The 25,886-nt window shown below is 35.1% G+C and carries 21 protein-coding genes and 1 tRNA gene; 16 read left to right on the forward strand and 6 right to left on the reverse strand.

Annotated elements, in window-relative coordinates:
• Positions 1-4 precede the first annotated feature (4 nt).
• Positions 5-3,175, reverse strand: coding sequence for a SusC/RagA family TonB-linked outer membrane protein (locus FA048_RS10845; protein WP_136840717.1), 3,171 nt, complete (start codon positions 3,173-3,175; stop codon positions 5-7).
• Positions 3,176-3,192: 17 nt separating this feature from the next.
• Complete coding sequence (locus FA048_RS10850; protein WP_136840719.1) at positions 3,193-3,732, reverse strand: TlpA family protein disulfide reductase; 540 nt, start codon at positions 3,730-3,732, stop codon at positions 3,193-3,195.
• 565 nt (positions 3,733-4,297) lie between these two features.
• Between FA048_RS10850 and FA048_RS10855 the strand changes: the two genes are divergently transcribed.
• Positions 4,298-4,519, forward strand: a complete 222-nt coding sequence (locus FA048_RS10855; protein ID WP_136840721.1) for a helix-turn-helix domain-containing protein — start codon at positions 4,298-4,300, stop codon at positions 4,517-4,519.
• 480 nt (positions 4,520-4,999) lie between these two features.
• Positions 5,000-6,601, forward strand: coding sequence for a metallophosphoesterase (locus tag FA048_RS10860; protein WP_169306855.1), 1,602 nt, complete (start codon positions 5,000-5,002; stop codon positions 6,599-6,601).
• Positions 6,602-6,706: 105 nt separating this feature from the next.
• On the opposite strand, the gene FA048_RS10865 is transcribed toward FA048_RS10860, so the two are convergent.
• Positions 6,707-6,780: transfer RNA gene (locus FA048_RS10865), tRNA-Ile, on the reverse strand.
• 66 nt (positions 6,781-6,846) lie between these two features.
• On the opposite strand from FA048_RS10865, the gene FA048_RS10870 reads away from it, so the two are divergent.
• Positions 6,847-7,482: an HAD family hydrolase gene (locus FA048_RS10870; protein WP_136840725.1), complete on the forward strand. Its 636-nt coding sequence runs from the start codon at positions 6,847-6,849 to the stop codon at positions 7,480-7,482.
• Here FA048_RS10870 and FA048_RS10875 read toward each other — a convergent pair.
• Complete coding sequence (locus tag FA048_RS10875; protein ID WP_136840727.1) at positions 7,477-8,736, reverse strand: carboxypeptidase-like regulatory domain-containing protein; 1,260 nt, start codon at positions 8,734-8,736, stop codon at positions 7,477-7,479. The genes FA048_RS10870 and FA048_RS10875 overlap by 6 nt on opposite strands.
• A gap of 25 nt (positions 8,737-8,761) precedes the next feature.
• Here FA048_RS10875 and FA048_RS10880 point away from each other — a divergent pair, with 25 nt between their 5' ends.
• From FA048_RS10880 to FA048_RS20015, 3 genes are all read left to right on the forward strand, one after another.
• Complete coding sequence (locus tag FA048_RS10880; protein ID WP_136840729.1) at positions 8,762-9,079, forward strand: DUF962 domain-containing protein; 318 nt, start codon at positions 8,762-8,764, stop codon at positions 9,077-9,079.
• A gap of 118 nt (positions 9,080-9,197) precedes the next feature.
• The gene (gene katG / locus FA048_RS10885; RefSeq protein ID WP_136840731.1) at positions 9,198-11,477 is read left to right on the forward strand and encodes a catalase/peroxidase HPI; all 2,280 of its coding nucleotides are present in this window, start codon (positions 9,198-9,200) and stop codon (positions 11,475-11,477) included.
• Positions 11,478-11,835: 358 nt separating this feature from the next.
• Positions 11,836-11,958, forward strand: a complete 123-nt coding sequence (locus FA048_RS20015; RefSeq protein ID WP_136840733.1) for an alanyl-tRNA synthetase — start codon at positions 11,836-11,838, stop codon at positions 11,956-11,958.
• 84 nt (positions 11,959-12,042) lie between these two features.
• On the opposite strand, the gene FA048_RS10895 is transcribed toward FA048_RS20015, so the two are convergent.
• Positions 12,043-13,233 (reverse strand): proline dehydrogenase family protein, encoded by a 1,191-nt coding sequence (locus FA048_RS10895; RefSeq protein WP_136840735.1) that lies wholly within the window; start codon positions 13,231-13,233, stop codon positions 12,043-12,045.
• Positions 13,234-13,328: 95 nt separating this feature from the next.
• On the opposite strand from FA048_RS10895, the gene FA048_RS10900 reads away from it, so the two are divergent.
• The 10 genes from FA048_RS10900 to FA048_RS10945 all read left to right on the forward strand — a co-directional run bounded on the left by FA048_RS10900 (position 13,329) and on the right by FA048_RS10945 (position 23,119).
• Entirely contained in the window at positions 13,329-13,535 is a 207-nt protein-coding gene (locus FA048_RS10900) for an RNA-binding S4 domain-containing protein (RefSeq protein WP_136840737.1), read from the forward strand.
• Positions 13,535-14,593: a 3-dehydroquinate synthase gene (gene aroB, locus FA048_RS10905; protein ID WP_136840739.1), complete on the forward strand. Its 1,059-nt coding sequence runs from the start codon at positions 13,535-13,537 to the stop codon at positions 14,591-14,593. Before FA048_RS10900 ends, aroB begins: the two co-directional genes overlap by 1 nt.
• 1 nt (position 14,594) lies before the next feature.
• Positions 14,595-15,536, forward strand: coding sequence for a sterol desaturase family protein (locus tag FA048_RS10910; protein ID WP_136840741.1), 942 nt, complete (start codon positions 14,595-14,597; stop codon positions 15,534-15,536).
• 193 nt (positions 15,537-15,729) lie between these two features.
• Entirely contained in the window at positions 15,730-16,653 is a 924-nt protein-coding gene (locus FA048_RS10915; protein ID WP_136840743.1) for a hypothetical protein, read from the forward strand.
• Between the two features lie 245 nt (positions 16,654-16,898).
• Complete coding sequence (locus FA048_RS10920; RefSeq protein WP_136840745.1) at positions 16,899-17,735, forward strand: prephenate dehydratase; 837 nt, start codon at positions 16,899-16,901, stop codon at positions 17,733-17,735.
• A 69-nt stretch (positions 17,736-17,804) separates the two neighbouring features.
• Complete coding sequence (locus FA048_RS10925) at positions 17,805-18,941, forward strand: chorismate mutase (RefSeq protein WP_136840747.1); 1,137 nt, start codon at positions 17,805-17,807, stop codon at positions 18,939-18,941.
• Between the two features lie 155 nt (positions 18,942-19,096).
• On the forward strand, positions 19,097-20,362 hold the full coding sequence (gene aroA, locus FA048_RS10930) for a 3-phosphoshikimate 1-carboxyvinyltransferase (protein WP_136840749.1): 1,266 nt from the start codon (positions 19,097-19,099) through the stop codon (positions 20,360-20,362).
• Between the two features lie 103 nt (positions 20,363-20,465).
• Positions 20,466-21,551: a chorismate synthase gene (gene aroC, locus FA048_RS10935; RefSeq protein ID WP_136840751.1), complete on the forward strand. Its 1,086-nt coding sequence runs from the start codon at positions 20,466-20,468 to the stop codon at positions 21,549-21,551.
• Positions 21,552-21,639: 88 nt separating this feature from the next.
• Positions 21,640-22,245, forward strand: coding sequence for a DUF1684 domain-containing protein (locus FA048_RS10940; RefSeq protein ID WP_136840753.1), 606 nt, complete (start codon positions 21,640-21,642; stop codon positions 22,243-22,245).
• A 124-nt stretch (positions 22,246-22,369) separates the two neighbouring features.
• Positions 22,370-23,119, forward strand: coding sequence for a LytR/AlgR family response regulator transcription factor (locus tag FA048_RS10945; protein WP_136840755.1), 750 nt, complete (start codon positions 22,370-22,372; stop codon positions 23,117-23,119).
• 295 nt (positions 23,120-23,414) lie between these two features.
• Here the strand turns inward: FA048_RS10945 and FA048_RS10950 are convergent, their stop codons facing one another.
• Positions 23,415-25,838 carry an alpha-ketoacid dehydrogenase subunit alpha/beta gene (locus FA048_RS10950; RefSeq protein WP_136840757.1) on the reverse strand — a complete coding sequence of 808 codons (2,424 nt, stop codon included), beginning with the start codon at positions 25,836-25,838 and terminating at the stop codon, positions 23,415-23,417.
• Between the last annotated feature and the right edge of the window lie 48 nt (positions 25,839-25,886).

The following is a 25,886-nucleotide window of genomic DNA, read 5'->3' on the forward strand; positions in this document are numbered from 1 at the left end:
TTTTTTATAAATTAAATTGGAGGTTAAATGAGAAGGTTTTGGTTGGCTCCGCCATAGGATAATCAGGGTCTAAGCGATAAGTGTTGCTACGCCATAAAATACCCAAATTATTAGCTACGATCCTTAGGGTTATATTTTGGAAAGACAATTGTTTAATAGCCTGCTTTGAAAACACATAACCCAGTCCAATATTCTGCAAACGAATATGATCACCCTTTAAGATAGTAGCTTCTGAGAAATTATAAAAATTATCACGGTTGCTAACTGATGGGTAAATAGCAGATGGTACACTTGTATTTTGCTCATCGCCAGGTTGCTGCCATCTATGGCTATATTCTTCATTCCCTTTTCTAGCACTGTACAATGAAGTATAATCTATACCCTCTCTTCTAAAATAGTAACCGAATTTATAAGTTATTCTAAAATCCAAGTTAAAACCATTCCATTTTAAGCTATTGCCTATTGCTCCAGTAAGCTTAGGAAAAGCGGTACCAAAATAGGTAAGATCTGCTATAGTAGCTTTTGCCCCAGTAATTGTTGTATAGTCTTCACTAATTTCACCATTCACATATCCTCTTGGGTTTCCGTTTTGAGGATTAAGTCCTGCCCACTTGTAAGCATAAATGGCATACACAGGTAAACCAATATTTCCATTAATGGTATTGTTACCATTTACAAATGTGGAAGCAGCAGCACTAGTTAAGTAATATTTATCTACTCTGTCTTTATATAAGTTCATAAATAAACTCGTAGTCCATTTTAAAGCACCATTTGTGTTAATCGAGTTGATCTCCATGTCAAATCCCCTCGCAGAAATTTCAGCAGCATTCCTGTTTATTTTAAAACCCACGCCACCAGTATAATCTATAGGATCACCACCTATTAAGTCTAATGATTTTTTTACATAATAGTCAAAAGAGGCACTTAAACGATTGTTAAACCATCTTAAATCAGCTCCTAAATTAAATGTATTAACTGTTTCCCATTTCAAATTAGGATTGGTATAATTAGAGAAACCAGCGTATTGAGTTCTAGTATAAGCATTGGTGCCAGTGTAACTAATTGTAGTAAATGCAGCATTTTTCGAATCGCTATTACCACTGCTACCATAAGTTAAACGTAAACGGGCATAAGGTAAAAACTTAGTCTTTAAAAAATCCTCCTCAGAAATTAACCATGACGCACCTATAGACCACAACGGATTCCATAAATCATTGGTGGCTACTCCAAATAAATTGGATGCATCTCTTCTGGCACTACCAGATAAAGTATATTTGCCTTTGTAATTTATAGCACCGTTTATAAATGTAGAGAGATATTTATTCACAAGACCATCGTAATTGTTATTGTAAGGGATATAGATATTAGACCCGGTTACAATGCTTTTATAAGGATTTACATTATCAACAGAAACATTTCTCAAAGTATTCTCATCAATACCATAAGTGGTTGATCCATTACCTGTTGTTCTTGCTTCACGCAACTCTCCACCTCCTAAAACACTTAAGTTAATATCTTTCCATTGGTGGTCATAGTTCAGTTGGCCTCTGATGTTGTTTACTGTCAATACATTTAGATTATCGTTTCTAATGGATCCTAAAGGAACTGGACGCGTAACAGTGCCAGCAATTTGTGTAAATTGGTTAATCAGGTTACGTGTATAATAACTATCTAATCCATAAACCAAATTTGAATTGGTATTTTCTTTTTCATATTGATAGTTCAAAGAAAGCTTTAGGCCCTTTAGCAAAGTATAACTAAGCCTTAAATTACTCAATATATCAAGTTTTGCACTGGTACTCGGCATATTTATGCCATCAGTTAATGGATAATAATTCCAGTCTAACAAATTTCCACCTCCTAAAGTAGAAACGAAGCTACTTCTATAGGTCTTCATTACAGCTAACGGGTTGCCCAGATCATCTACAAATTGAGTATATGGTGGTAATGAACCATTATTGGTAGTAATAGAGCTGAAACTTGTGCGTCCACTCTTCGAAGAAATTTTACCTAGAAGTAATGAAATGCCAATTTCTAATTTGTTGGTTAGCTTAATCGTATTATCCAACTTTAAATTGAGGCGACTATAGTCTGCACCTAAGGCACTTTTATTTTGATCATAACCAGTAAACACATACCAGCTCATATTAGAGCCACCGCCTTTTAAACTTACATTGTACTGGTTATTAAAGGCCTGTTTAAAAAAACTATTGCTATAATTGTTCTTTATATCCTGGGTTTTAAGAAAAGCCAATTGCACTTGTAGCTGTTCTTGAGTAATTTTACCATCTCTAGCACTAATCATTAACTCTACTGCGGGCGATAATGGTATTTTTGCAGTTGAGTTTTCTTGACTAGTATAATAACCCTTACTGAATAAAAACTTTTCTAAGTCTACATATTCTGCAGCACTTACATTGTTATATTCATTCAAATTTGGTTTTTCAATAATACTAGTACTAGCATTTACATTAATTTGTATTTTTTTATTATATGATCCTTTTTTGGTAGTAATTACAATTACACCATTACCAGCTTTTGCACCCCAAATAGATGCAGCAGCGGCATCTTTTAAAATCGTAACTGTTTCTACATCATTTGGGTTAATGTTTGTAATGTCACCTGCATAAGGAAACTCATCTAAAATAATGAGTGGACTCCTATCTCCAGTTAAAGTACTTAAACCTCTAACCATGATAGACCCAGACAAAGTTCTTCTATCTACACTTAAAGCAGGTGCAACTCCCTCCAACCGAGACATTACATCTGTACTTATTTGCTGATTAAAGGTTTCATTACTAATATGACTAAAACTTCCAGTTGCTCTTTCCTTAGCTATTTTTTGATAACCTGTATTAACAATTACTTCTTCTAATTGATTAATAGCTGGAACGAGCTCTATAGTTAAAAGGCCGTTATAAGGACTACTGATTATTTTAATTTGGGACAAATATCCTATGCCAGTTATTTCTAATAATGCTTCTCCTTTTTTAAGTGCGAAAGTAAAATCACCTTGTTCATTTGTAATTGCACTTATATTAAGCTTATCAATTTTGATATTGATATTTTGCAAGGGTTTACTGGTGCCAGCTTCGATAACTTTTCCCTTTAATGTTTGTGCTTTAGTACTGATGATACCTATGCACATCAGCATCAATAAAATATATTTCTTCATGTTTATTTGTTTGAGGTTTAGGGTTTTGCAAATCTTGCGATGGACAGTTCAATATTGGTGCTGTTTACAAAGTCTGAGCCTGTATAGGCAACCACTATTCCCAGTTTATTTATCCATACATAATGCGAAAGCATTTGATGTGGAAAGAGACTCATCAAATATTGATCGTCATAAATAGTAGGAATACTAAAGGTTTTACCCTCGCTATAGGTTGATATGCTGTTCTTAATCTTACTTAAATCATCACCTGTTTTGGTGGTGTTTACCATTAATACATTTAGATTTTTGCTTTTCTTTTTTTGCAGACTATCTAAAAAAGAGAATTTATGAAAACAAGTACTACACCATGTTGCCCAAAAATCTATAATGAGGAGTTTACCTTTAAACGCACTTAGGTTTTGTTTTACAATTTGCCCGTTTTTATAAACGGAATGTTCTTGTTGCCAAAAAATTTCAGGCACTTTATCTCCTAATTTTAGGGCTTTTAAATCTTGTGCTTTTATTTTAAAATTTAGGCATAGCAATGCCCATACGAGTAGAATCGTTATTTTTTTCATAAGTAGATTTGTAGGTTTAGAAAGTTTAATTAAAAAAAGTAGGCGGCAAATTATCCAGCAGTTTTTTAACCACTATTAACCTAACCTGCATAACAGCCGCCCACTATATTTTTATGAACTTAAACAGGACTTTTAATGATGAGTGCAAACAATTGTTTTTGGGAGATTGAGGGATTGCTTAATGAAAAAACAAGCCTAACTCTAACAACTTTTAAAAAGGTGCTTTTAATAGAGTTTACATTTTTGCTTAGTTTTTTCATTGCTCGTATTGGTTGTACGAGTCTCAAGCATATAAAGAACACTAAAGCGGGCTCTAAATACCGTTCTACCAGGCTTCTCACGGCCATGCCAACGGATTTACAATAGAGCCCATAGCGCTATAGTGCATATAAAAGTATGCAAAATATCACTATAGGCATTAATCTATTGTCTCGTTGGCTTTACTTGTGAGAATTTGGTAGCCGAGACTCTTATTAATACCTAATTATTAAATCAAATATAAAAAACATTACCAACTAAACAAATACGTTTAGTTAATTATTTTAAAATCTTTTGAGTTTGCAGCATGACAAATGATTTAGATCTTTTTAAGAAAAACTTGGGAAAGCAAATAGCAAGTTTACGCGAAAAAAAGGGACTAACTCAAGTTCAACTTGCTTCTTTAATAAATAAAGACTTTCAGAGTTTAAGCAGAATTGAAAATGGTAGGGTTAATGTTTCAGGTTATATCCTGCAACAGATCGCTAATGCATTAGAAACTGATATGAACAGTTTGTTCGATTTCTAATAACCTTCATAAATCATCTTAATAATACTATGATTCCGGGCCAACTCGGCGCTTGTTATTTCGTAGGCAATCGATGGGGGGAACTAGTGTAGAGCGATAGTAAAATTAAAGAATTTTCTCAGCGCTAAATAAACAAAAAAGCACCCAAATTGGATGCTTTTTTTATGGGCTCATTGGAGCTTAACGGACCATTTTTTGCCTGATTTATCTATCACAGATTGCCTAATAAACGAACTATATAATTTTAAAGTTACGGGAATATTAACAGTGCTTAACAATTACGTAACACTTTTAGACAAATTGCAAAAAGTGAAACGTCTATTTTTATGGCCTAGAAAAACCTATAAAAAATTCACATCTATCCATTTATCTAAATCAAAAAAAATGAAAAACCGTTTGCTATTCGTCAGTTCGACTATTATTGCGCTAGCTATAATCAGTTGTCAAAAGTCAAGTATAAGCAGCACTTCCGAAATTAAATTGAAACAAGAAGCTGCCACAACAGGAACTCTCGCAACAGGAACTATCACAACAGGAACTATCCTAGATCCAGGATCAAGCTGGAAGTACCTAAGCAATGGTGCTAACCAGGGATCGGCTTGGCGTTCCCCTACTTTTGATGATGCCAGTTGGAATACAGGATCAGGACAGTTTGGCTTTGGCGATGGCGATGAGGCTACTGTTTTACAATCAGGGTTTATTACCTATTATTTTAGAAAGCATATTAATATTGCAGATAGAAACGCCCTAGGGGATTCCGTAGTTCTTTCTATGATTCATGATGATGCTGCAGTAGTTTATATTAATGGTTCTGAGGTGATGAGAACATCATTATTGCCTCAAACAGGAACCATTACTTACACTACCGGCACCAGTGCCTATATTCCCACAGCTCAGGAAAACAATTTCTTTAGTTATAAGATTGCTTCATCCCATTTCAATACCGGTGATAATGTAATTGCAATTGAAGTGCACAATCAAAATGCCAGTAGCAGTGATGTGTCTTTCGACTGTGCTATCAAAAACTTTGTGGCATCCGCATTCGATCCTGACGGTCCCTATGTATTTTACAGGAACAATCAATATGTAGTAAAATCCATTAATAGGGAAAGAGGTTACATAACCCAAACTTACGCAACCCGAGACCAGGTAAACCTGAATATAGAATTGCCTGGAGGAGACTCGTTTGCCGTAAACCTTAAGCCTCAATTAATAAGCCGTGAGCCAGCCGAATCACCCACCTTACCTGCTAAATATTTTGCCACCTCTGATATAGAAGGCGGTATTGATGGATTTATAATGTTACTGAAAAAGGCCAACATTATTAACAATAGCTATAATTGGTCTTATGGTTCAGGACATCTCTATATAATGGGCGACGTATTTGACAGAGGCGAATATGTAACACAATGCCTTTGGCTAATATATAAACTGGAGCAGGAAGCTGTTGCGGCAGGTGGCAAGGTTCATTTTATACTCGGTAATCACGACATTATGAACATGATAGGCGATTATCGTTATGTAAATGCCAAGTATATAACTAATGCGCAAACCATGGGCGAAACATACGGAGCGTTATACGACGCTAACAGTGAGCTGGGCAAGTGGCTGAGAAGCAAGAATATACTTGAAAAATCGGGCAGTACCCTATTTTTACATGCGGGTATCAGCCCCGATGTTGTGGCATTGAACCAAACGGTAACACAACTTAATACACACGTAATTTCTGTGATTAACAAAACCTGTACTACCCAGGATTGTAAAACTGCAACAAGCGGTTCAGTTGGCCTATATTGGTATAGGGGTATGGCAGAGCAAGCACTCACACAGGTGCAGGTAAACAGTATACTCACCAAATTCGGTGCAGATCGTACTTATATCGGCCACACTATTCTTAATAATCAGATTACTTTACTGTATCAAAATAAAGTACTAGAAATAGATTTACAACACGCCAATAATTATCTAAACGGTTATATGCAGGGTGTGTATTATAACAATGGCTGTTATTTTAAATTTCATGCTACCCAGTCGCAGGTTATTTATACTCCTTTAATAGGTACCAATTGCACAGCTCCCTGATGTTGGCAGTGGTTAATTATCATTCCCTTTAAGAATTCCACTCAGATAACAGCCCTTAAGAATATAAAAAGCCGTTTTTCTTAGCGAAAAACGGCTTTTTAATTGTGGGCCCACCTGGGCTCGAACCAGGGACCAAAAGATTATGAGTCTTCTACTCTAACCAACTGAGCTATAGGCCCCGAAAACCCTGTTAGGATTTGCGAGTGCAATGTTACATATTTGCAACGAATTTTGGAAGTCATTTTATGGAAAATATTAAAAATATTATTTTCGATTACGGCAACGTAATCTTCGAGATTAACTTTAAGCGCACTCAAGATGCTCTTTTACAATTAGGTATCGCTAATTCTACCGAGTTTTACGGCCATAGAAATCAAAATCCAATCTTTGATGATTTTGAAATGGCAGGAGTTTCTTCAGAAGAATTTAGAGCAGAGATTAGAAATGCAGCTAACAACCAAAACTTAACCAACCAACAAATTGATGAAGCCTGGAACAGTTTACTAATTGGTGTTTCGGCCAATAACCATGATGTATTGTTAGCTACGAAAAAGAAATACCGCACTTTTTTGTTGAGTAATAACAATGAAATTCATTACGATTGGATCATCAAACACATTAAAGAAAGATATAATATCAATAACTACGATGACTTTTTTGAGAAAGCCTATTTCTCTCAAATAATGAAGTTGCGTAAGCCGAATGTTAATATTTTTGAACAGGTGATAAAAGAGAACAACCTCAATGCTGCTGAAACATTATTTATTGATGATAGTCCTCAACATATAGAAGGAGCCAAAAAAGCAGGCTTACATACATTGTTAATGGATGTTCATCCAGAAAAACTTGAAGATTTTTTAAAAGAAAAGGGAATACTATAAATTAGGCTTATCAGGTTCATAATCCCAAGGTAAAAGTTGAGAGATCCTTCGTTCAGACATGTTACCATAAATAAATAATCTTAACTCAGAATAATATCCATTGTTTTGGATATTAATTCCTCCATCCTCAATAAAGTACATGTAGGTATTTAAACCATCATTTTTTTTGGTGCCATGAGAATTTTTCACTTCAACCACTTCTTTACCCGTGATGTTTTGTTTTGATTGCGAGTTAGGCTTATAGTTGATCATTAAAGTATCTTTGAAATTAAATTTAACTGTGCTCATCTCTCTATCCAAAACCGCTAATTTTCTCAAAGAAACTTTTGTAGTGTCAAGAGCAACAATATCATTTTGTTTCATGATAAGCTGATAATAGCCCGCCGTATCTCTATCTTTAAAAAGCGTTTTAAGCTCATAATTGGGATTGTTGTTTGCGGCAAATGTTTGTCCAATTTTTAATTGAATAATTTTACTTACACGCTCCTTTTCTTTATTTTTTATGGTTCGATAGGCATACAAAGTAAAACCTTCTCTTGTTAAGTTATTCTGATACACAGACCTCATGAAATGCATTTGTGATCCATAATATGCAGAATATCGCCAGGCCTTTACGTTTCTTTCCTTCCCTTTAGCAATTGGCAACTCCTCAAAAAATGTAGAATAATTAACTTGCAAAACATCTGTATTAAAGGCATATTTAAAATTCTCCATATCCAGTTTTACCTTATAAGCCATTACACTGTTTTCTATAACCAATGGCTCTTTCGCAAACACAGATAATTCATTAGTCTCTTTATCGAAATAAAAAACTAGTGTTTCTGGATTTTTAATTTTACAACTATGGGCAAAATGACTATCAGTTCCCATTAAAATCTTGGTGAATAAATATCCCCATTTGTTATAGTTGTCATCTTTGTTTCGTGATGATTTAATCACAACCTCATTTAATGTATTATTTTGTGGCTTTAAAGCAATTAATAAAGTTTCCTTACTGTTGGCATCAATTAAGATCATCTTTTTCTGATAAATCAAATGAGAAACTACCAGCTCTACTTTGCCATTAAAAGGTATTGTTAAAGTAAATTCACCTTCATTATCTGTAATTGTGCCAATAGTAGTACTGTTGATATAAATGCTAATTCCGGATAGTTCTTCTTTGGTTTTCTCATCAATTACCTTTCCTTTAAGTATAGTTTGGGCATTTGCAATAGCAGAATAGAAAAGAAATAAAAACAGTAGATATTTTTTCATATTTTTAAATATAACAAATAAAAAAATGAGCGAAAAAAGATTTACATCGTTAAAAGAATTTTATCCCTTTTATTTAACAGAACATCAAAATCTTACCAGCAGAGTTTTACATTTTATTGGCACAGGATTAGTAATTCTAGCACTAATAACAGCCATATTATTTCATGATTGGCGTTTCTTGATAGCCATTCCATTTATAGGATATGGTTTTGCATGGATTGGCCATTTCTTTTTCGAAAAGAACAAACCTGCAACCTTTCAATATCCCGGCTATAGTTTAATAAGTGATTTTATACTTTTCTGGGATTTATTAAGTGGCAAACAACCTTTTAAGGTGAAATAGCTTTTACCTATACGCTCATAGAAAAAAGCAGTTTGATTTAACAGTTGGGCTTTCTTAATTTTAGGAAAACAAAACATGCTAATTATAATCAGCATTCACAATCGATAAAACTCAGTATATGGAAGATAATTCTAATGACATCAGCAAATGCCCATTTCACAATGGCAGTATGAAAAGTAACACAGCTAACGGTGGAACAAAAAATCGCGATTGGTGGCCAAAACAGTTAAAGCTAAATATATTACGCCAACACTCTTCTTTAACCAATCCAATGGATAAGGATTTTAACTATGCTGAAGCTTTTAAAGGCCTAGATTTAGGGTCTCTTAAACAGGATTTACATAAACTAATGACCGATTCGCAAGATTGGTGGCCAGCAGATTTTGGGCATTATGGAGGTTTGTTTATTCGTATGGCATGGCACAGTGCTGGAACTTATCGCGTAGGTGATGGTCGTGGAGGAGCTGGACAAGGACAGCAACGTTTTGCTCCATTAAATAGTTGGCCCGATAATGTGAATTTAGATAAAGCCAGGCGTTTGCTTTGGCCTATTAAACAGAAATATGGCAATAAAATATCTTGGGCAGATTTACTGATCCTTACTGGAAACATAGCTTTAGAATCAATGGGTTTTAAAACATTTGGTTTTGCCGGTGGCCGGGAAGATGTTTGGGAAGCTAGTGAAGATATTTACTGGGGTTCAGAAACTACTTGGTTGGGTAATGATGAACGTTATTCTAAAGGATCAGCAGGTGTAGCTGCACATGGCGTTTTGCCTACTGATGAAGATGCAGATGGCGATAAACACTCTCGTGACCTAGAAAAACCCTTAGCTGCAGCACACATGGGATTAATTTATGTAAACCCAGAAGGGCCAGATGGTAACCCAGACCCTATTGCCGCAGCCAAAGACATTAGAGATACATTTGGCCGCATGGCAATGGATGATGAAGAAACGGTAGCATTAATAGCTGGAGGTCATACCTTTGGTAAAACACATGGTGCTGCATCTTCAGAGTATGTGGGTAAAGAACCAGAAGCTGCAGGTACTGAACAACAAGGTTTTGGATGGAATAACAGCTTTAACACTGGAAAAGGGCCTGATACCATTACTAGTGGCCTTGAGGTAACTTGGACAAAAACGCCTACGCAATGGAGTAATAACTTTTTCGAAAACCTTTTTGGCTTTGAATGGGAACTGACCAAAAGCCCCGGAGGAGCGCATCAATGGGTAGCAAAAAATGCAGAAGAGATCATCCCAGATGCTTTTGATGCCGCTAAAAAGCATAAACCTACTATGCTTACTACAGATTTATCCTTAAGGGTCGACCCAGCTTACGAGAAAATCTCTAGGCATTTCTTAAATAACCCTGATGCTTTTGCCGATACATTTGCACGTGCTTGGTTTAAACTAACCCACCGTGATATGGGGCCTCGTGCACGTTATTTAGGTCCAGATGTACCTGCTGAAGAGTTAATATGGCAAGATATCATTCCTGCTGTAAACCATACACTTGTAGATCAAAATGACATTACTGCATTAAAATCTAAAATATTAGAATCAGATTTGACGATTGGGCAGTTGGTTTCTACTGCTTGGGCTTCTGCTTCAACCTTCCGTGGGGGAGACAAACGTGGTGGAGCTAATGGTGCCCGTATCCGCTTAACACCTCAAAGATATTGGAGGTCCAACAATCCATCTCAATTAGATAAGGTATTAAGCGTTTTAGAGAACATCCAAAAACAATTTAATGATGCACAAAGCGATGGTAAAAAAGTTTCATTGGCTGATTTAATTGTATTGGCTGGTGGTGCGGCCATAGAAAAAGCAGCAACAAATGCTGGTCAAAACATCAGTGTTCCCTTTACACCAGGCCGCATGGATGCCTCACAAGAACAGACAGATATAGAATCATTCAGCCACTTAGAGCCAATTGCAGATGGTTTTCGTAATTACAAAAAATCAAACACAGTTGCATCTACAGAAGAGTTATTAATAGATAAAGCTCAACTACTTACATTATCTGCCCCAGAACTAACAGTCTTAGTTGGAGGTATGCGTGCCTTAAATACCAACTTCGATAATTCTAAACATGGTGTTTTAACACAACAACCAGAAACACTTAATAATGATTTCTTTGTAAACTTACTTGATATGAATATCGCATGGCAAGCTGCAGATGAAACTAAGGAGTTGTATTTAGGCCTAGATCGCCAAACAGGTGAAGCAAAATGGACTGCAACTCGTGCGGATTTAGTATTTGGATCAAATGCTGAGTTAAGGGTGATTGCTGAAGTTTATGCGAGTAGTGATGCACAAGGCAAATTTGTAAAAGACTTTGTAACCGCATGGAATAAAATAATGAACCTTGACCGTTTTGATTTGGTTAAACGCTAAAACAAATTTGTCATCCAGAGCACAGCAGCTTGTCCCGACTTCTTCGGGAAAGGATCTACTAGAATAAACTCTTACTAATAGATTCCTCCAAAGTCGGAATGACAATTCATTATAAAATTAACCGCAAAGGCACGAAGAGCGCAAAGTATAGCTACAATACAAAGTGCTTTATTAGTTAAATAAGCCGCAGATTCGCAGATTAAAATTGTATTAAAATCTATGAATCTGCGGCTAAATAATAGTTTTGTCATCCAGAGATTAGTTTCTCATTCAGAGATAGTTTGTCATTCAGAGCGAAGCGAAGAATCTAATGAGATGAATTCTTACTAACAGTCCTTAACAATTACCTTTAATGTAAATGAAACCAGAAAGACTAGAAAAAATCAAAAAATGGGGCAAAAAGCTTGGTTTTTGGGGCTTTATGTTCTTTTTGGTTAAAGGATTGATTTGGCTGGCAGTTGGCTATTTTATAGTTAAGTAAAGTAGTAAGTTTTAAGTAGTACGTTATAAGTTTTCATAATCAAAGAAGCTTATGCTCCCAAACTTATCACTTATAACGTAGAACTTACAACTTAAAACCCCTGCGGGCTTTCTCCTTACTAATCAATCCTAACTCTCTACCTGTTTGTCCTGCAACCGAGGTATTTTCTTGTGCTCTTCTAAATAAATAAGGCATAACAGCTGTAATTGGACCGTAAGGCACGTATTTGGCTACATTATAACCAGCATCAGATAAATTAAAGCTTAAATTATCACTCATTCCTAATAATTGCGCAAAGTAAGCATGTGGGTGGTTGTGCGGAATGTTGTGCTCATCCATCAACTCTGTTAACAAACGAGAACTTTCTTCGTTATGTGTACCACAAACAATACCAATTTGTTCAATGTGTTTCACACAAAACCTTAATGATTCATCATAATCTTTATCAGTAGCTGCCTTATCTGGCTGTATTGGCGATGGGTAACCCATTTCTAAAGCACGTTTACGTTCTTTTTCCATGTAAGCCCCACGTACCATTTTAACACCCAAAATAAAACCTGTTTCCTTAGCAATTAAGTAATCCGCTTTTAAATCAGCTAATTTATCATGGCGATACATTTGGTAGGTATTGTAAACAATTAGCTTTTCTTTGTTAAATCTAATCATCATTTCTAAAGCCAATTCATCAATTGTATCTTGTACCCAGCTATCTTCTGCATCAATCATTACTGGCACTTGCTTATCAAATGCCACCTTACATATCCTTTCACAACGAGCTCTCACTCTTGCAAACTCCTCAGTTTCAATAGTTGTTAATTCTTGTTTGGCATCTAATTTCTCTAATAAAGCAAATCGGCCTATACCTGTAATTTTAAAAACCGTAATCGGTACTCTTGGGTCTCCATCTGCTCTGTTAATTGTCCTAATGATTTCCTCACAAGTAAAATCAAATACTTCTTCTTCATCTTCTCCTTCTACAGAATAATCTAAAATGGTTCCAACATGCCCCAAACTCAGCTGTTCAATAGTGTGCTCGCATTCCTGAATAGTTTCGCCACCACAAAACTGCTTAAAGATGGTAGCCTTAATTGCTCCTTTAATCGGAAAACCAATATTTAACAAAAAATTAGTCATCGGCGGACCCACTTTCGTTAAAAAGTTACTGCTAATGATTTTAAAAAGCCAGTAGGCTTGATTTAATTCACCATTTGTTTTATTACGAAAAGCGATTTCTGTGTTGTCAAAATTGATTTTTTTTCTGGGCGATAGTTCCATTTTAAAGATTTGGTTAGTCAGAAGAGTGCAAAAATATAAATTACCACCATTGTTAAGGCAAAACACTTTATAAATAATTGTAAATTTGCACCATAATGATAAAATTCAAGTTAGAAGGCGAATTTATTCCGCTAATTGCACTGTTAAAAGCTACCGATTTGGTTCAAAGTGGTGGCGAGGCCCAAACTGTTGTAGAAGATGGTTTAGTGAAATACAATGGCGAAGTAGATTATAGAAAACGTCTTAAAGTTCGTATTGGCGATAAAATTGATTTTATGGGAAACATAGTTGAAGTAATATAATGAAACCATTAAAAAACGCTGATCACTTTATTTATTTCGAAACAGGGCTAACTCCTTTAATAGAAATTTTAAACCAAAATAAATATAGTAAAATATTTGTTTTTGCTGATACCAACACAGCTGAATTGTGTATTCCAGTCTTCAGGTCGCTATTGGATGATTTGGAAGATTTCGATATCATTGAAACCGATCCAGGTGAAGAAAACAAGAATATTGATTTTTGCATAGGCATTTGGAAGACCTTATTAGACTTTGGCGCCGATCGTAAATGTTTAATGATCAACCTAGGTGGTGGTGTAATTACAGATATGGGCGGTTTTGTAGCATCAACCTATAAAAGAGGAATAGATTTTATCAATGTCCCAACTACACTATTGTCTCAAGTTGATGCCTCAGTAGGTGGTAAAACTGGAATAGATATCGATAATGTTAAAAATATGGTAGGCACCTTTAGCTTACCTCAAGCGGTTTTTATTGAAAACACTTTTTTAAATACTCTTTCTAAAAGAGAGCTGTTATCTGGCTTTGCTGAAATGATTAAACATGGTTTAATTGTAGATGCAGCCTATTACGAAAGTTTAAAAAATAGCGATTACAAAAACATCACACCTCAGGCAATTTATCGCTCAGTAGAAATTAAGAACCAAGTAGTTACCGAAGACCCTTTAGAAAAAGGCTTACGTAAAATCTTAAATTTTGGCCATACCATTGGGCATGCTGTAGAGAGTTATGCATTAACCAACAGCAAAAAGCCTTTAACACATGGCGAAGCAATTGCAATTGGTATGGTTTGTGAGGCTTATCTATCGGCAAAATACTGCAATTTAACAGCAGATGAATTGGCAGATATCAGTAAATACATCTGTTCTATTTATCCTAAATATAATATTAAAGAAAAAAGCTTTAATACGCTCTTAGCGTTAATGCAAAGTGATAAAAAGAATGAAGACGGACAGATTATGTTCTCTTTGCTAGATAAAATTGGGAAGTGTACATTTAATTGTCGCGTAACTACTGCAGATATTTTAAGCAGTTTAACATACTACAATAGCTTATAACATGAAGTTTACCGGAAGCGATATTTCTGTTGGTGGTTTATTTGGTTTTGTAATCATTTTAACCTTGGTTGAAATGTATTTTAGTTACTTACATGATAAAAAAATATATACCAAAAGAGATACCTGGACCAACATTTATTTAATGGCGGTAGCTGTGGTAATTAATCTCGGAATGAAAACTGCTACCTTCTTCTTATTAGAATATTGTTATCAATTTAGGCTATTTCAAATCTCAAATATTTGGATTTATTGGGTAGTTTTAATCCTAGCCCAAGATTTTCTATACTGGTTTTTACATACTGTAGGGCATTATGTGCGCTTTTTCTGGGCAATGCATGTTACACATCATTCTTCAGAACATTTTAATTTAACTACAGGTTTCCGTTCTACAGTTTTCGAGCCGCTTTACCGTGTTTTCTTCTATTTACCTTTGGCATTTATGGGCTTTACTGCGCTAGATATTCTTTTTGCCTATCTGGTAACTCAAATTTATGGCAATTTGGTGCATACACAAGCAGTTGGTAAATTACACCCTTGGTTCGAATATATTTTCGTTACCCCATCTCATCACCGCGTTCACCATGCTAGTAATGTGCGTTATTTGGATAAAAACATGGGTATGGTACTTATTTTATGGGACAGATGGTTTGGTACTTTTCAGGAAGAACTACCACAAGATGTAATTAAATATGGCTTAACTACCCAACCAAAAGATACCGGTCCTATTAACATTATCTTTCACGAGTTTATTGCTTTAAAAAACGATATTAAAAAAGCACCAACATTAATAGCTAAAGTAAAGTATATCTTAAACCCACCAGGTTGGAGCCACGATGGCAGTACAAAAGTGGCAAAAGTAATGCAGCAGGAATTGCGTGATGCAGAAAATTTAAAAGATAGCGAAACTGTTCAGTCAGAAAATCAACAGCTGAAACAGGCTTAGAATGTTCGTTATTGCGAACATAGCGAAGTAATCTCATTCATATAATTTTAAGATTTAAAAACGAATGGCAGGGCTGCGATGCCATGAAACACCAGCATTGTTTTTCAAAAGATTAATTAACTGAATACCAAAAAGTAGGTATTCTTTGTATTGTAAAAACCGCTACTTTTGTTTCATATTAAAAACGCTCTATATGAAATACCTTAAATACCTTGCTTTTTTTTACCTGTTGTTTGCTTTTGCTCCAAAAAGCAATGCCCAAGACTTCGATAATCTATACGCGGTTTTGGCTGAAGGTTTTACTATTGAGGAATTGCACGACTATGCAGATATCCTTACCTATAGCAATCATCGGTCTGTGTTAGAAAAAAAAGGAATGAAATATGAAAAAAACGATACCAGTGGAGGATCATATATCTATAAGAAAAATGATTATGTAAGTTTTTATGTAAACTATGAAGCTGGAAAATTAACATCAGTCCATTTTGTATCATCTCCCCAAAAGTTTTATAAAGCTATCGCCGAAATGAAAGGAAATAGTGAATTTGTAAAATCTAGTGAGAAAGCAAGTGGGAACGGCAAACTTATCTATTATAAATATAAAGGTCATAGTATGTCTACCAATGATAATTATTACCGAGTTACCATGTGGTTTAAGGAAACCGCAAGTACCACTACATCTAGCACCACAACACCGACTCAAACTCCTACTATTACGCCAACAGTTGAAAACTACTATTCGGCAAAAGAAATTGCAGATGCGATGAATGCGAATATTGGCTGGGCTGATATTGGTTTTTCAACTTCCTATAAATTTGAAGTAAAGGGCGCTATGAATATGGATAAACGCTCAATAAGATTTATCAGCAAAGAAAATGTGCTGTATGTTCAAATGAATATTCCTCGAAATGGAGAATGTGATTATGGATTAAAGGAAGTAAAAGCAAAATGGACTGGCCAAGCTGGTTCTGGTTCAACTTATTTCTATTTAACATTTGATTATCTCTACAGTTGTAACGGACAAGATTATAAAGGCGTATATGTGTATTTTAATCCAACTTCATCTTTTACTAAAACAGGGGTGCAGGCATGGGTGCAAAAGAATGCCTACAAATAAGATTTTATATGAAATTTAATTTTGTTTAAATTATTTTCATTTAGCTATTGACAAATTAAATTCTGAATTGTACATTTGTCAACAAGAAATAAAAATGCAATTAACAAACACATATTACTTTGGTTACTTCTACTATTTTAGTAAGAGCCGGGGCTAGTATGCAAAAAAATAGATAACAATATTAAATGTATATAAAAAGTCCCGGCCCACAGCCGGGACTTTTTTTGTTTAACGCTAACGCACAAATGAAAACAAAAAAAATAAGAGTAGCTATACAAGGTATCAAAGCATCATTTCACGAAGAAGCTGCATTTAAGTTTTTCGGTAGAGATATTGAAACCATAGAATGTAACTCGTTTAAACAAACCTGTGATGTTTTAGAAAATGGAAAAGCAGACTTTGTGGTTATGGCAATAGAAAATTCTATCGCTGGTAGCTTATTACCTAACTACACTTTAATTAGAGAATATAATTTTGCAGTTAGTGGCGAAGTGTACTTGCCAATTCAACTACATCTAATGGCTTTACCTGGAGTTAAGTTTAAAGATATTAAGTTTGCCACCTCTCACCCTATCGCAATTAGACAATGTGTTGATTTCTTTGATGACTACCCAAATATTCAAGTCATTGAAAGTAATGATACCGCTGCCTGCGCAAAGAAAATTAGAGATGAACAATTAACTGATACTGTGGCCATTGCCAATACTTTAGCAGCAGAATTATATGGATTAGACATCATCGAACGTAGAATAGAATCAAACAAGAAAAATTATACCCGTTTTTTAATCCTACAAAAAGAGAAAATAGAAGATACCAAAGAAATCAATAAAGCCTCTATTTGTTTTCAGGTGGGCAATCATGTTGGTGCACTTTCTAAGGTGCTAAACATCTTTGCAGAACTAAACGTAAACTTAACCAAAATACAATCTATGCCTGTATTGGGTAAAAGAAACGAATATTACTTTTACGTTGACATGGAATGGCCAAATATGGAAAACTATGACACAGCCATTCGCAGAGCATTAAAATATACTGTAAACTTTAACATTATGGGCGAATACCAGAAGAACGATAACGTTTAAAACAGTCCGAAAGACATTTCTAAATACTAATTACTATATACTAAATACTTACATACAAATCCCAAAAAAATGAAATTACAATTAAACATCCAACCTTTAGATAGCTGGATCAACATCAAAAACGAACCCTTATTAATCTCTGGACCATGTAGTGCAGAAACTGAAGACCAATTGTTATCAACTGCTCATTTATTAAAAGCAACTGGAAAAGTTAGCGTTTTAAGAGCTGGTATCTGGAAACCACGTACACGTCCGGGTGAGTTTGAAGGTATTGGAAGCATAGGTTTAGAATGGTTAAAACGTGCAAAAGCAGAAACTGGTTTACCAACAGCTGTTGAAGTTGCAAATGCAAAACACGTAGAAGAAGCTTTGGCTGCAGGTGTAGACATCCTATGGATTGGTGCTCGTTCTACTGTAAACCCATTTACAGTTCAAGAAATTGCTGATGCATTAAAAGGAGTTGATATTCCGGTATTGGTTAAAAACCCAGTAAATCCTGATTTACAACTATGGATTGGTGCTTTAGAGCGTATCAACAAAGCTGGTATTACTAAATTAGGTGCTATTCATCGTGGATTCTCATCTTTCGAGAAAAGTGCTTTTCGTAACGAACCGATGTGGGAACTTGCCATTCAATTAAAAACCTTATGTCCAGAATTACCAATCATCAATGATCCAAGTCATATTTGCGGTAACCGTGAGTTAATTCCATACATCTCTCAAAAAGCATTAGATTTAGATATGCAGGGCCTAATGATCGAATCTCACTTAGATCCTTCAGTAGCTTGGACAGATGCAAAACAACAAGTTACTCCAGCTGCTTTGGCAGAAATGGTAAGTAAATTTACTTTACGTCAGCCTGAATCTAAAAATGAAGAATTTACTGATAAATTAGCCGATTTGAGAAAAGAAATTGATAAAATCGATGACTTGGTACTTCAAAAATTAGCCGAGCGAATGAGCATTACTCAAAAAATTGGCGAATTTAAAAGAGATAACCAAGTAACTATTTTACAGGTTAACCGTTGGGATGAGATTATGCAAAAACGTACTTCTTTTGCTAAGGCCTTAAAATTAGATGTAAACTTTACAGAGAAATTTTTAGAATTGGTTCACGGAGAATCTATCCGCAGACAAACTGAAATTATGAATGCTGGAAAAGTTGAAGCAGGAATTGCAGCTGAGGCACACACAGAAACGAAATAAGTAATTGGTTCATTAGCTCATTGGTTCATTGCTACAGCTGTGGCAACCTTGTGAGCTAATTAATAACGAATTAATAAATACATAGTTTAGGTTTAATATTTCAAGGTAGATTTACCTAATGAACTTTGAACCAATGAACAATTGAACTAAAAAACATGTCTAAAAACGTATTGCTTTCTTTTAAAGGGAACAAACAGATTGATACAGAAATAAAGCTAACAGGGTCTAAAAGCGAATGCAATAGGGCTTTAATTATCAGTGCACTAAGTAAAGGTTCAGTTAGCGTAGAAAACTTATCCGTAGCTGCCGATACCGTCACTTTAAATCAAATACTAACACGTCTTAATTCTGAAAAAGAACTTGCAGATCAGTATACTACAGTTGATGTAGGCCCTGCAGGTACTGCAATGCGATTTTTAACAGCTTTTTTAGCTATTCAAAATGGTAAATTTTCCTTAACTGGAACTGAAAGAATGAAACAACGGCCCATTGGGATTTTGGCCGAAGCTTTAAAAAGCATTGGAGGGAATATTTCTTACAAAGAAAATGAAGGATTCCCTCCTTTGCAAATTCTTGGTCCTTTTAAACAAACTGATAAAAACGTTAAAATAAAAGGTGATATCAGTAGCCAATATATTTCGGCTTTGCTCATGATAGCTCCTTCTCTCCCATTAGGACTAACATTAGAAATTGAAGGCGAATTGACATCGAAACCCTATGTAGAGATGACTTTAGCCATGCTAGAACAGGTAGGTATTAGCAATGATTGGAATGAAAATACAATTACCATCAATCCTCAGTCTTTTAGCACCGCTAAACTTTATGTAGAGCCAGACTGGAGCGCTGCTTCTTATTGGTATGCGATTGCAGCATTAGCTGATGAAGCTTCTATTTTCTTACCAGGATTAAATGGTTATAGCTTACAAGGCGATAGCAAGATCACTGAAATTATGGCCAATTTTGGAATTACCTCTCAATTTAAAAATGGAGGAGTCTTTCTTAAAAAAGAACCGAAAATTGTAGAACGAAAAATATTTGACCTAAAAGAATGTCCTGATTTAGCGCAGACCATTGTAGTTATTTGCGCAGCGTTGGGTCATGATGCTACTTTTACAGGATTAGAAACTTTAAAAATTAAAGAGACCAATCGTGTTTTAGCGCTACAAACTGAATTGGCTAAAATTGGCGTGAAATTCATCGAAAAAAACTTAAGTTATAAGTTAGATTGCTCTGGTTTACATTTCCCAGAGAAAATTACCATTAGCACTTACGAAGACCATAGAATGGCAATGGCTTTTGCTCCTTTAGCTTTAAAAATTGCAGCAGTAGAAATTGAAGAAAAACAAGTGGTAGAAAAATCTTATCCTTACTTTTGGGATGACTTAGGGAAAGCAGGCTTTTCAGTAAATGATCAAGGATAAAGGAACAAAGAGCAAATAAGTAGAATTTAATCTTAAAATATTATTGGATTTAATTTGAGTAAGCCTCAAATCGTAAATCTAAAATCATAAATCTAAAATTAGCATGGCAGGCAATTCATTCGGTAAATTATTTAAAATCACCACTTTTGGAGAATCTCATGGTGTAGCAATTGGTGTAATTATTGATGGCTGTCCGGCTGGATTATCAATTGATATTGATTTTATTCAATCAGAATTGGATAAACGCAAGCCCGGCCAATCTAAAATAACTACCCAGCGTAAAGAAAGTGACATTGTTCAAATTCTATCAGGTACGTTTGAAGGTAAAAGCACAGGAACACCTATCAGCTTGTTAATTCCTAACGAAGACCAGCGCTCTAAAGATTACGGACATAATATAGATGTTTATCGCCCCTCTCATGCAGATTATACTTATGATGCAAAATATGGTATTCGCGATCATCGTGGCGGTGGTCGTTCATCTGCCCGTGAAACCGCAGCTCGTGTAGCTGCCGGAGCAATTGCGAAACTATTATTAAAGGAATATGGCATTGAAATTTTTGCGCATGTAACAGCAGTAGGGCAAATTAATGCACCAAACTTTAACTCTAATAATTTGGTTGAAGCACTAGTTATAAGAGAGGAAAACATTGTACGTTGTGCTGATCCTGCCACAGCTAACCAAATGATAGACTTTATAGATTCTGTACGTAAAGATGGTGATACTGTTGGCGGAAAAGTTGGATGCATCATTAAAAATTGTCCAGTTGGATTAGGAGAGCCGGTTTTTGATAAATTACATGCTGACTTAGGCAAGGCCATGTTAAGTATAAATGCAGTACATGGCTTCGAATACGGATCTGGTTTTGCAGGGAGTGAAATGAGAGGTTCGAAACATAATGATATTTTCCTTACAGGAGAAAAACCCAAAACACTAACTAATTATTCTGGCGGTGTACAAGGCGGTATTTCAAACGGAATGGACATTACTTTCATTACAGCTTTTAAACCTGTAGCCACAATTATGCACAATCAGCAAACTATTAATGCTGCTGGCGAAGCTGCCGAAATTAAAGGTAAAGGCCGTCATGATCCATGTGTTGTCCCTAGAGCTGTAATTATTGTAGAAGCGATGGCAGCCCTAGTTTTAGCAGATCATTTGTTAAGACAACGTAGCAATCGTTTATAGAAGCTTGGAGTTGACAGTTTTCAATTGGCAGTAAGCAGTTAAGTTTAACAAAAAAACAATTTCACAATAGAACAATTAACTTCTTGCTATGAAATACTTTATCATTTTATCTCTATTGATTAGTTCTACTTGTTTTGGGCAAAGTTATACTGAACAAATTGCCAAACATAGGGAAACCTACAAAGCTGATTTTATAAAAGAGAGCCATTCTCCTTTAAAGGAAACAGATTTAAAAAATCTCCATTTTTATAATGCCGACAGCACCTATAGAGTGGTTGCTGATGTTAAAATTTTAACTAACGAAAAAGTTTTCAAAATGCCCACTTATGATGGGACAAGCAAAGAATTTATTCGTTATGCACAAATCAGTTTTACCTTAAATGGTAAAGCTTTAAAAATGACCCTTTATCGAAACATTGGGTTAATGACAAATCCTGCTTATAAAGATTTATTATTTCTGCCTTTTACAGACCAAACCAACAACAAAACTACTTATGGTGGTGGCAGATATATCGATTTAGCACTAAAAGATATAAATGAGAATCGCATAACCGTAGATTTTAACAAAGCCTACAATCCATATTGCGCTTATAGTGATGGCTACAGGTGCCCTATTCCACCAGAAGAAAATGACCTAGCTACTTCAATTTTAGCTGGAGAAAAACTATTTACAGGAGAAAAGAAGCACAAGTAGCAATCGGTTAACCTACTGTAAACTAACTAGGTATTCATAAAGTAAAACCTCTGGCTCTAGGAATATCATTTATCCTAAGTAAATTTATTTTTTTGAATAAATTTTAAATTTATCTTTAGCCTACATGATAAGTTACAAGTGCATAATAGTTGATGATAATGAGATAGAGCGTGATGCTCTTGAAATGTATTTACGCAAAATAAATAGATTGGAAATTAAGGCCATTTGCAGTAATGGAATTGAAGCTTCAGATATATTAGTCAATGAACATATTGATATTGTTTTTTCTGATATCGATATGCCTGAGCTATCTGGAATTGGACTATTAAAAAGTGTAAAAAATCCCCCTGTATTTATCTTTATTACTTCATTTTCAGAATATGCTGCCGAAGGTTTTAATTTGGATGCACTTGATTTTATTGTTAAACCTGCTACTTTCGAACGTTTACTTAAAGCAAGTAATAAAGCTATAGAATATCTTGATTTAAAGAAATTAGCTGAAAACAATACAGATCAAACCAAACATAATGAGGCAGATGGCGATGATTACTTTTTTATAAAGGAAACAAAAGGTTTTACAAGGTTAAATTATGATGAGGTAATTTATATTGAAAGTATGGGTGATTTCTCCAAAATCTTTACAGCAGAAAGCAAGCACATTACTTTGGTAAATCTTAAAAATTTAGAGCGACAACTACCTTCTTTTTTTGTTAGGGTACACAAGCAATATATCATTAATCTTAATCATATTGCAACAGTTGCCAGCACAGAAATTTTATTAAAGCACAAATATGTTGTGCCGGTTAGTATAACTAACAAGCAAGATTTAATGGAAAAAATAACCAACAAAACTATATCCAGACACAGTAAATAGTTTATTTTAATCTTTTAACCAGTTTATTCTTATTCATACCTTGGTTTACAAGGAATACAATAAACTTGCCAATAAATTTTCCAACAGCAACAATTTTAGTAGAACTCATATCATATTTAAACTCTAGTGGATTAACTTATAGGCAATATCCCAAAAATTTCAATACACTTTTTGCTTAGTCGATGAGCAACGGAAGATAGTCGATGAAATGTTTAATTTTAAAGGGTAAAATAAATACTACCCTTCTGGCAGCACCAGAAGTTAATTATTAAGAGAACTTATCTTTAATTTAAAGTTAAAATAGCTTTGGAAACTTAGCTGAATTTGCTTCATTCATCATTGCATATACAGCTTCAATTACATCATCAACAGAAGGTTTTGAAAAGTAATCTCCATCAGAACCATAAGGCGGACGATGTGCTTTTGCAGCTAATGTTTTAGGCTGTGCATCTAGCAAATAATAGCCTTGTTGCTCTTCTAAAATCTGTTGTAAGATAAAAGCACTACCACCACCCGGAACATCCTCATCAACAACCAATAACTTATTGGTTTTGGCTAAAGATTGCTTACAAAGCTGATCTGTATCAAATGGCAATAATGTTTGTGGATCTATAATTTCTATAGAGATACCCAACTGTTCTAGTTCTTCGGCAGCTTCTTCTACAATACGAAGTGTAGAACCATAAGTTACCACAGTAATATCAGTACCTGTTTTAATAATTTCTGCTTTACCTAAAGGCACTGTAAACTCACCAACATTTTCTGGTAATTTTTCTTTCAGGCGATACCCATTTAAACACTCAATTACCAATGCTGGTTCATCAGATCTAAATAGTGTATTGTACATTCCGGCAGCTTGTGTCATGTTACGAGGTACGCAAATATGTAAACCGCGTAGTGAACCTAAAATCATCCCCATAGGAGAACCCGAATGCCAAACTCCTTCTAAACGGTGACCTCTGGTACGCACAATTACTGGCGCTTTTTGTCCGGCTTTAGTACGATACGATAAACTCGCCAAGTCATCACTTAATATGTTCAATGCAAATAATAAATAATCTAGGTATTGTATTTCTGCAATTGGTCTTAATCCACGCATTGCCAGGCCAATTCCCTGACCAACAATTGTCATTTCTCTAATCCCCGTATCAGTTACCCTCAACTCCCCAAATTTAGCTTGTAAACCGGCAAAACCTTGGTTAACATCGCCAATATTCCCTAAATCTTCACCAAAAGCAACTAGACGTGGATCTCTAGAGAAGTTTGCATCAAAACAAGCGTTTAGCAATTCTCTACCATCTAGCATTTTACTCTCTTCTGTATAAACTGCAGGAACCTGATTAACTAAAAACGGACTTTCTTTACCATCAGTAAATAATTTAGAGCTATATTTCTCTTCGTTAATATCTGCTTGTTTTTGGTACCATTTTATCAAAATATCACGTTCTGCTGAAGGCATATTTACACTTTGGCGAATGGCTTTTCTAGCCGATGACATTACTTCTCTTCGCAATGCATCTGGAGTAGAAGCCAATTGAGCAGCTATTTTAGTTAACATGGGGTTACCATTCGCAAAAGCATTAATCATGTTAATTACTTCGCTCTGCTCTTCTTTAATACTTGATAAAAAGTCGTTCCAAGCTTCTTTTTGTATGTCCTTAACAAATTTCTTTGCAGCTTGTTCCAATTCATCTAACTCTTCTGCTGTAGCAATTGCAGATTCGATCATCCATTTGCGCATTTGCACAATACAATCGTGCTCCTTTTCCCAGTCTAAACGATCTTTTAGCTTATATCTTTCGTGTGAGCCTGATGTAGAGTGGCCTTGTGGTTGTGTAACTTCAGTAACGTGAATTAGAACGGGTACATGTTCTTCGCGGCAAATATCAATTGCTTTTTGGTAGGTTTCGCATAAAGCGGGATAATCCCACCCTTTTACCTTAAATATTTCGTAACCATTTGTACCTTCTTCTCTTTGAAAACCTTTTAAAATTTCTGAAATGTCTTCTTTAGTAGTTTGATATTTAGCTGGAACAGAAATTCCATAAGCATCATCCCAAACAGAAATTGCCATAGGCACTTGTAAAACACCTGCAGCATTTATTGATTCGAAAAATACACCTTCAGATGTAGATGCATTACCAATGGTACCAAAAGCTACTTCATTTCCTTTTACAGAAAAATTCTTCAGGTAATCAAGCTCAGGATTTTGTCTAAACAATTTAGAAGCATAAGCCAAGCCCACTAAACGGGCCATTTGTCCACCAGTTGGTGCAATATCTGCAGAACAATTTTTAATATCAGTTAAATCTTTCCAAGAACCATCATCATTTAATGAGCGTGTAGCAAAATGGCAATTCATTTGTCGCCCTGCAGATGAAGGGTCTGCCTCTACACTTGGATTTGCATACAGTTGTGCAAAAAATTCTTTTATAGTAGAAATTCCTGTAGCAAATGCAAAAGTTTGATCACGATAATAGCCAGAGCGCCAATCGCCTTTTTTAAAAGCTTTAGCCATTGCAATTTGAGGCACTTCTTTACCGTCTCCAAAAATACCAAACTTAGCCTTACCGGTTAATACTTCTCTTCTTCCTAATATGCTAGCCTGACGGCTCTCAACGGCAATTTTATAGTCATTTATTACGATTAACTTAAAGTCATCGAAACTCAATTCTGAAGCATCAATCTGATTTGTGGTTAGCTTGCTATTTGACTTCATGGGCTACTATGGTTAGGGCTCAAAGATACAATTCTTTCTAATTATGAT

Origin of the sequence: Pedobacter polaris, from assembly GCF_005116505.1 — a bacterium.
Lineage (GTDB): Bacteria > Bacteroidota > Bacteroidia > Sphingobacteriales > Sphingobacteriaceae > Pedobacter > Pedobacter polaris.

Excerpts from the sequence above, each read along its gene's own strand:
- FA048_RS10845 (WP_136840717.1), bottom strand. The coding sequence starts at position 3,175 with ATGAAGAAATATATTTTATTGATGCTGATGTGCATAGGTATCATCAGT.
- FA048_RS10850 (WP_136840719.1), bottom strand. The coding sequence starts at position 3,732 with ATGAAAAAAATAACGATTCTACTCGTATGGGCATTGCTATGCCTAAAT.
- FA048_RS10855 (WP_136840721.1), top strand. The coding sequence starts at position 4,298 with ATGACAAATGATTTAGATCTTTTTAAGAAAAACTTGGGAAAGCAAATA.
- FA048_RS10870 (WP_136840725.1), top strand. The coding sequence starts at position 6,847 with ATGGAAAATATTAAAAATATTATTTTCGATTACGGCAACGTAATCTTC.
- FA048_RS10875 (WP_136840727.1), bottom strand. The coding sequence starts at position 8,736 with ATGAAAAAATATCTACTGTTTTTATTTCTTTTCTATTCTGCTATTGCA.
- FA048_RS10880 (WP_136840729.1), top strand. The coding sequence starts at position 8,762 with ATGAGCGAAAAAAGATTTACATCGTTAAAAGAATTTTATCCCTTTTAT.
- katG (WP_136840731.1), top strand. The coding sequence starts at position 9,198 with ATGGAAGATAATTCTAATGACATCAGCAAATGCCCATTTCACAATGGC.
- FA048_RS20015 (WP_136840733.1), top strand. The coding sequence starts at position 11,836 with ATGAAACCAGAAAGACTAGAAAAAATCAAAAAATGGGGCAAAAAGCTT.
- FA048_RS10895 (WP_136840735.1), bottom strand. The coding sequence starts at position 13,233 with ATGGAACTATCGCCCAGAAAAAAAATCAATTTTGACAACACAGAAATC.
- FA048_RS10900 (WP_136840737.1), top strand. The coding sequence starts at position 13,329 with ATGATAAAATTCAAGTTAGAAGGCGAATTTATTCCGCTAATTGCACTG.
- aroB (WP_136840739.1), top strand. The coding sequence starts at position 13,535 with ATGAAACCATTAAAAAACGCTGATCACTTTATTTATTTCGAAACAGGG.
- FA048_RS10910 (WP_136840741.1), top strand. The coding sequence starts at position 14,595 with ATGAAGTTTACCGGAAGCGATATTTCTGTTGGTGGTTTATTTGGTTTT.
- FA048_RS10915 (WP_136840743.1), top strand. The coding sequence starts at position 15,730 with ATGAAATACCTTAAATACCTTGCTTTTTTTTACCTGTTGTTTGCTTTT.
- FA048_RS10920 (WP_136840745.1), top strand. The coding sequence starts at position 16,899 with ATGAAAACAAAAAAAATAAGAGTAGCTATACAAGGTATCAAAGCATCA.
- FA048_RS10925 (WP_136840747.1), top strand. The coding sequence starts at position 17,805 with ATGAAATTACAATTAAACATCCAACCTTTAGATAGCTGGATCAACATC.
- aroA (WP_136840749.1), top strand. The coding sequence starts at position 19,097 with ATGTCTAAAAACGTATTGCTTTCTTTTAAAGGGAACAAACAGATTGAT.
- aroC (WP_136840751.1), top strand. The coding sequence starts at position 20,466 with ATGGCAGGCAATTCATTCGGTAAATTATTTAAAATCACCACTTTTGGA.
- FA048_RS10940 (WP_136840753.1), top strand. The coding sequence starts at position 21,640 with ATGAAATACTTTATCATTTTATCTCTATTGATTAGTTCTACTTGTTTT.
- FA048_RS10945 (WP_136840755.1), top strand. The coding sequence starts at position 22,370 with ATGATAAGTTACAAGTGCATAATAGTTGATGATAATGAGATAGAGCGT.
- FA048_RS10950 (WP_136840757.1), bottom strand. The coding sequence starts at position 25,838 with ATGAAGTCAAATAGCAAGCTAACCACAAATCAGATTGATGCTTCAGAA.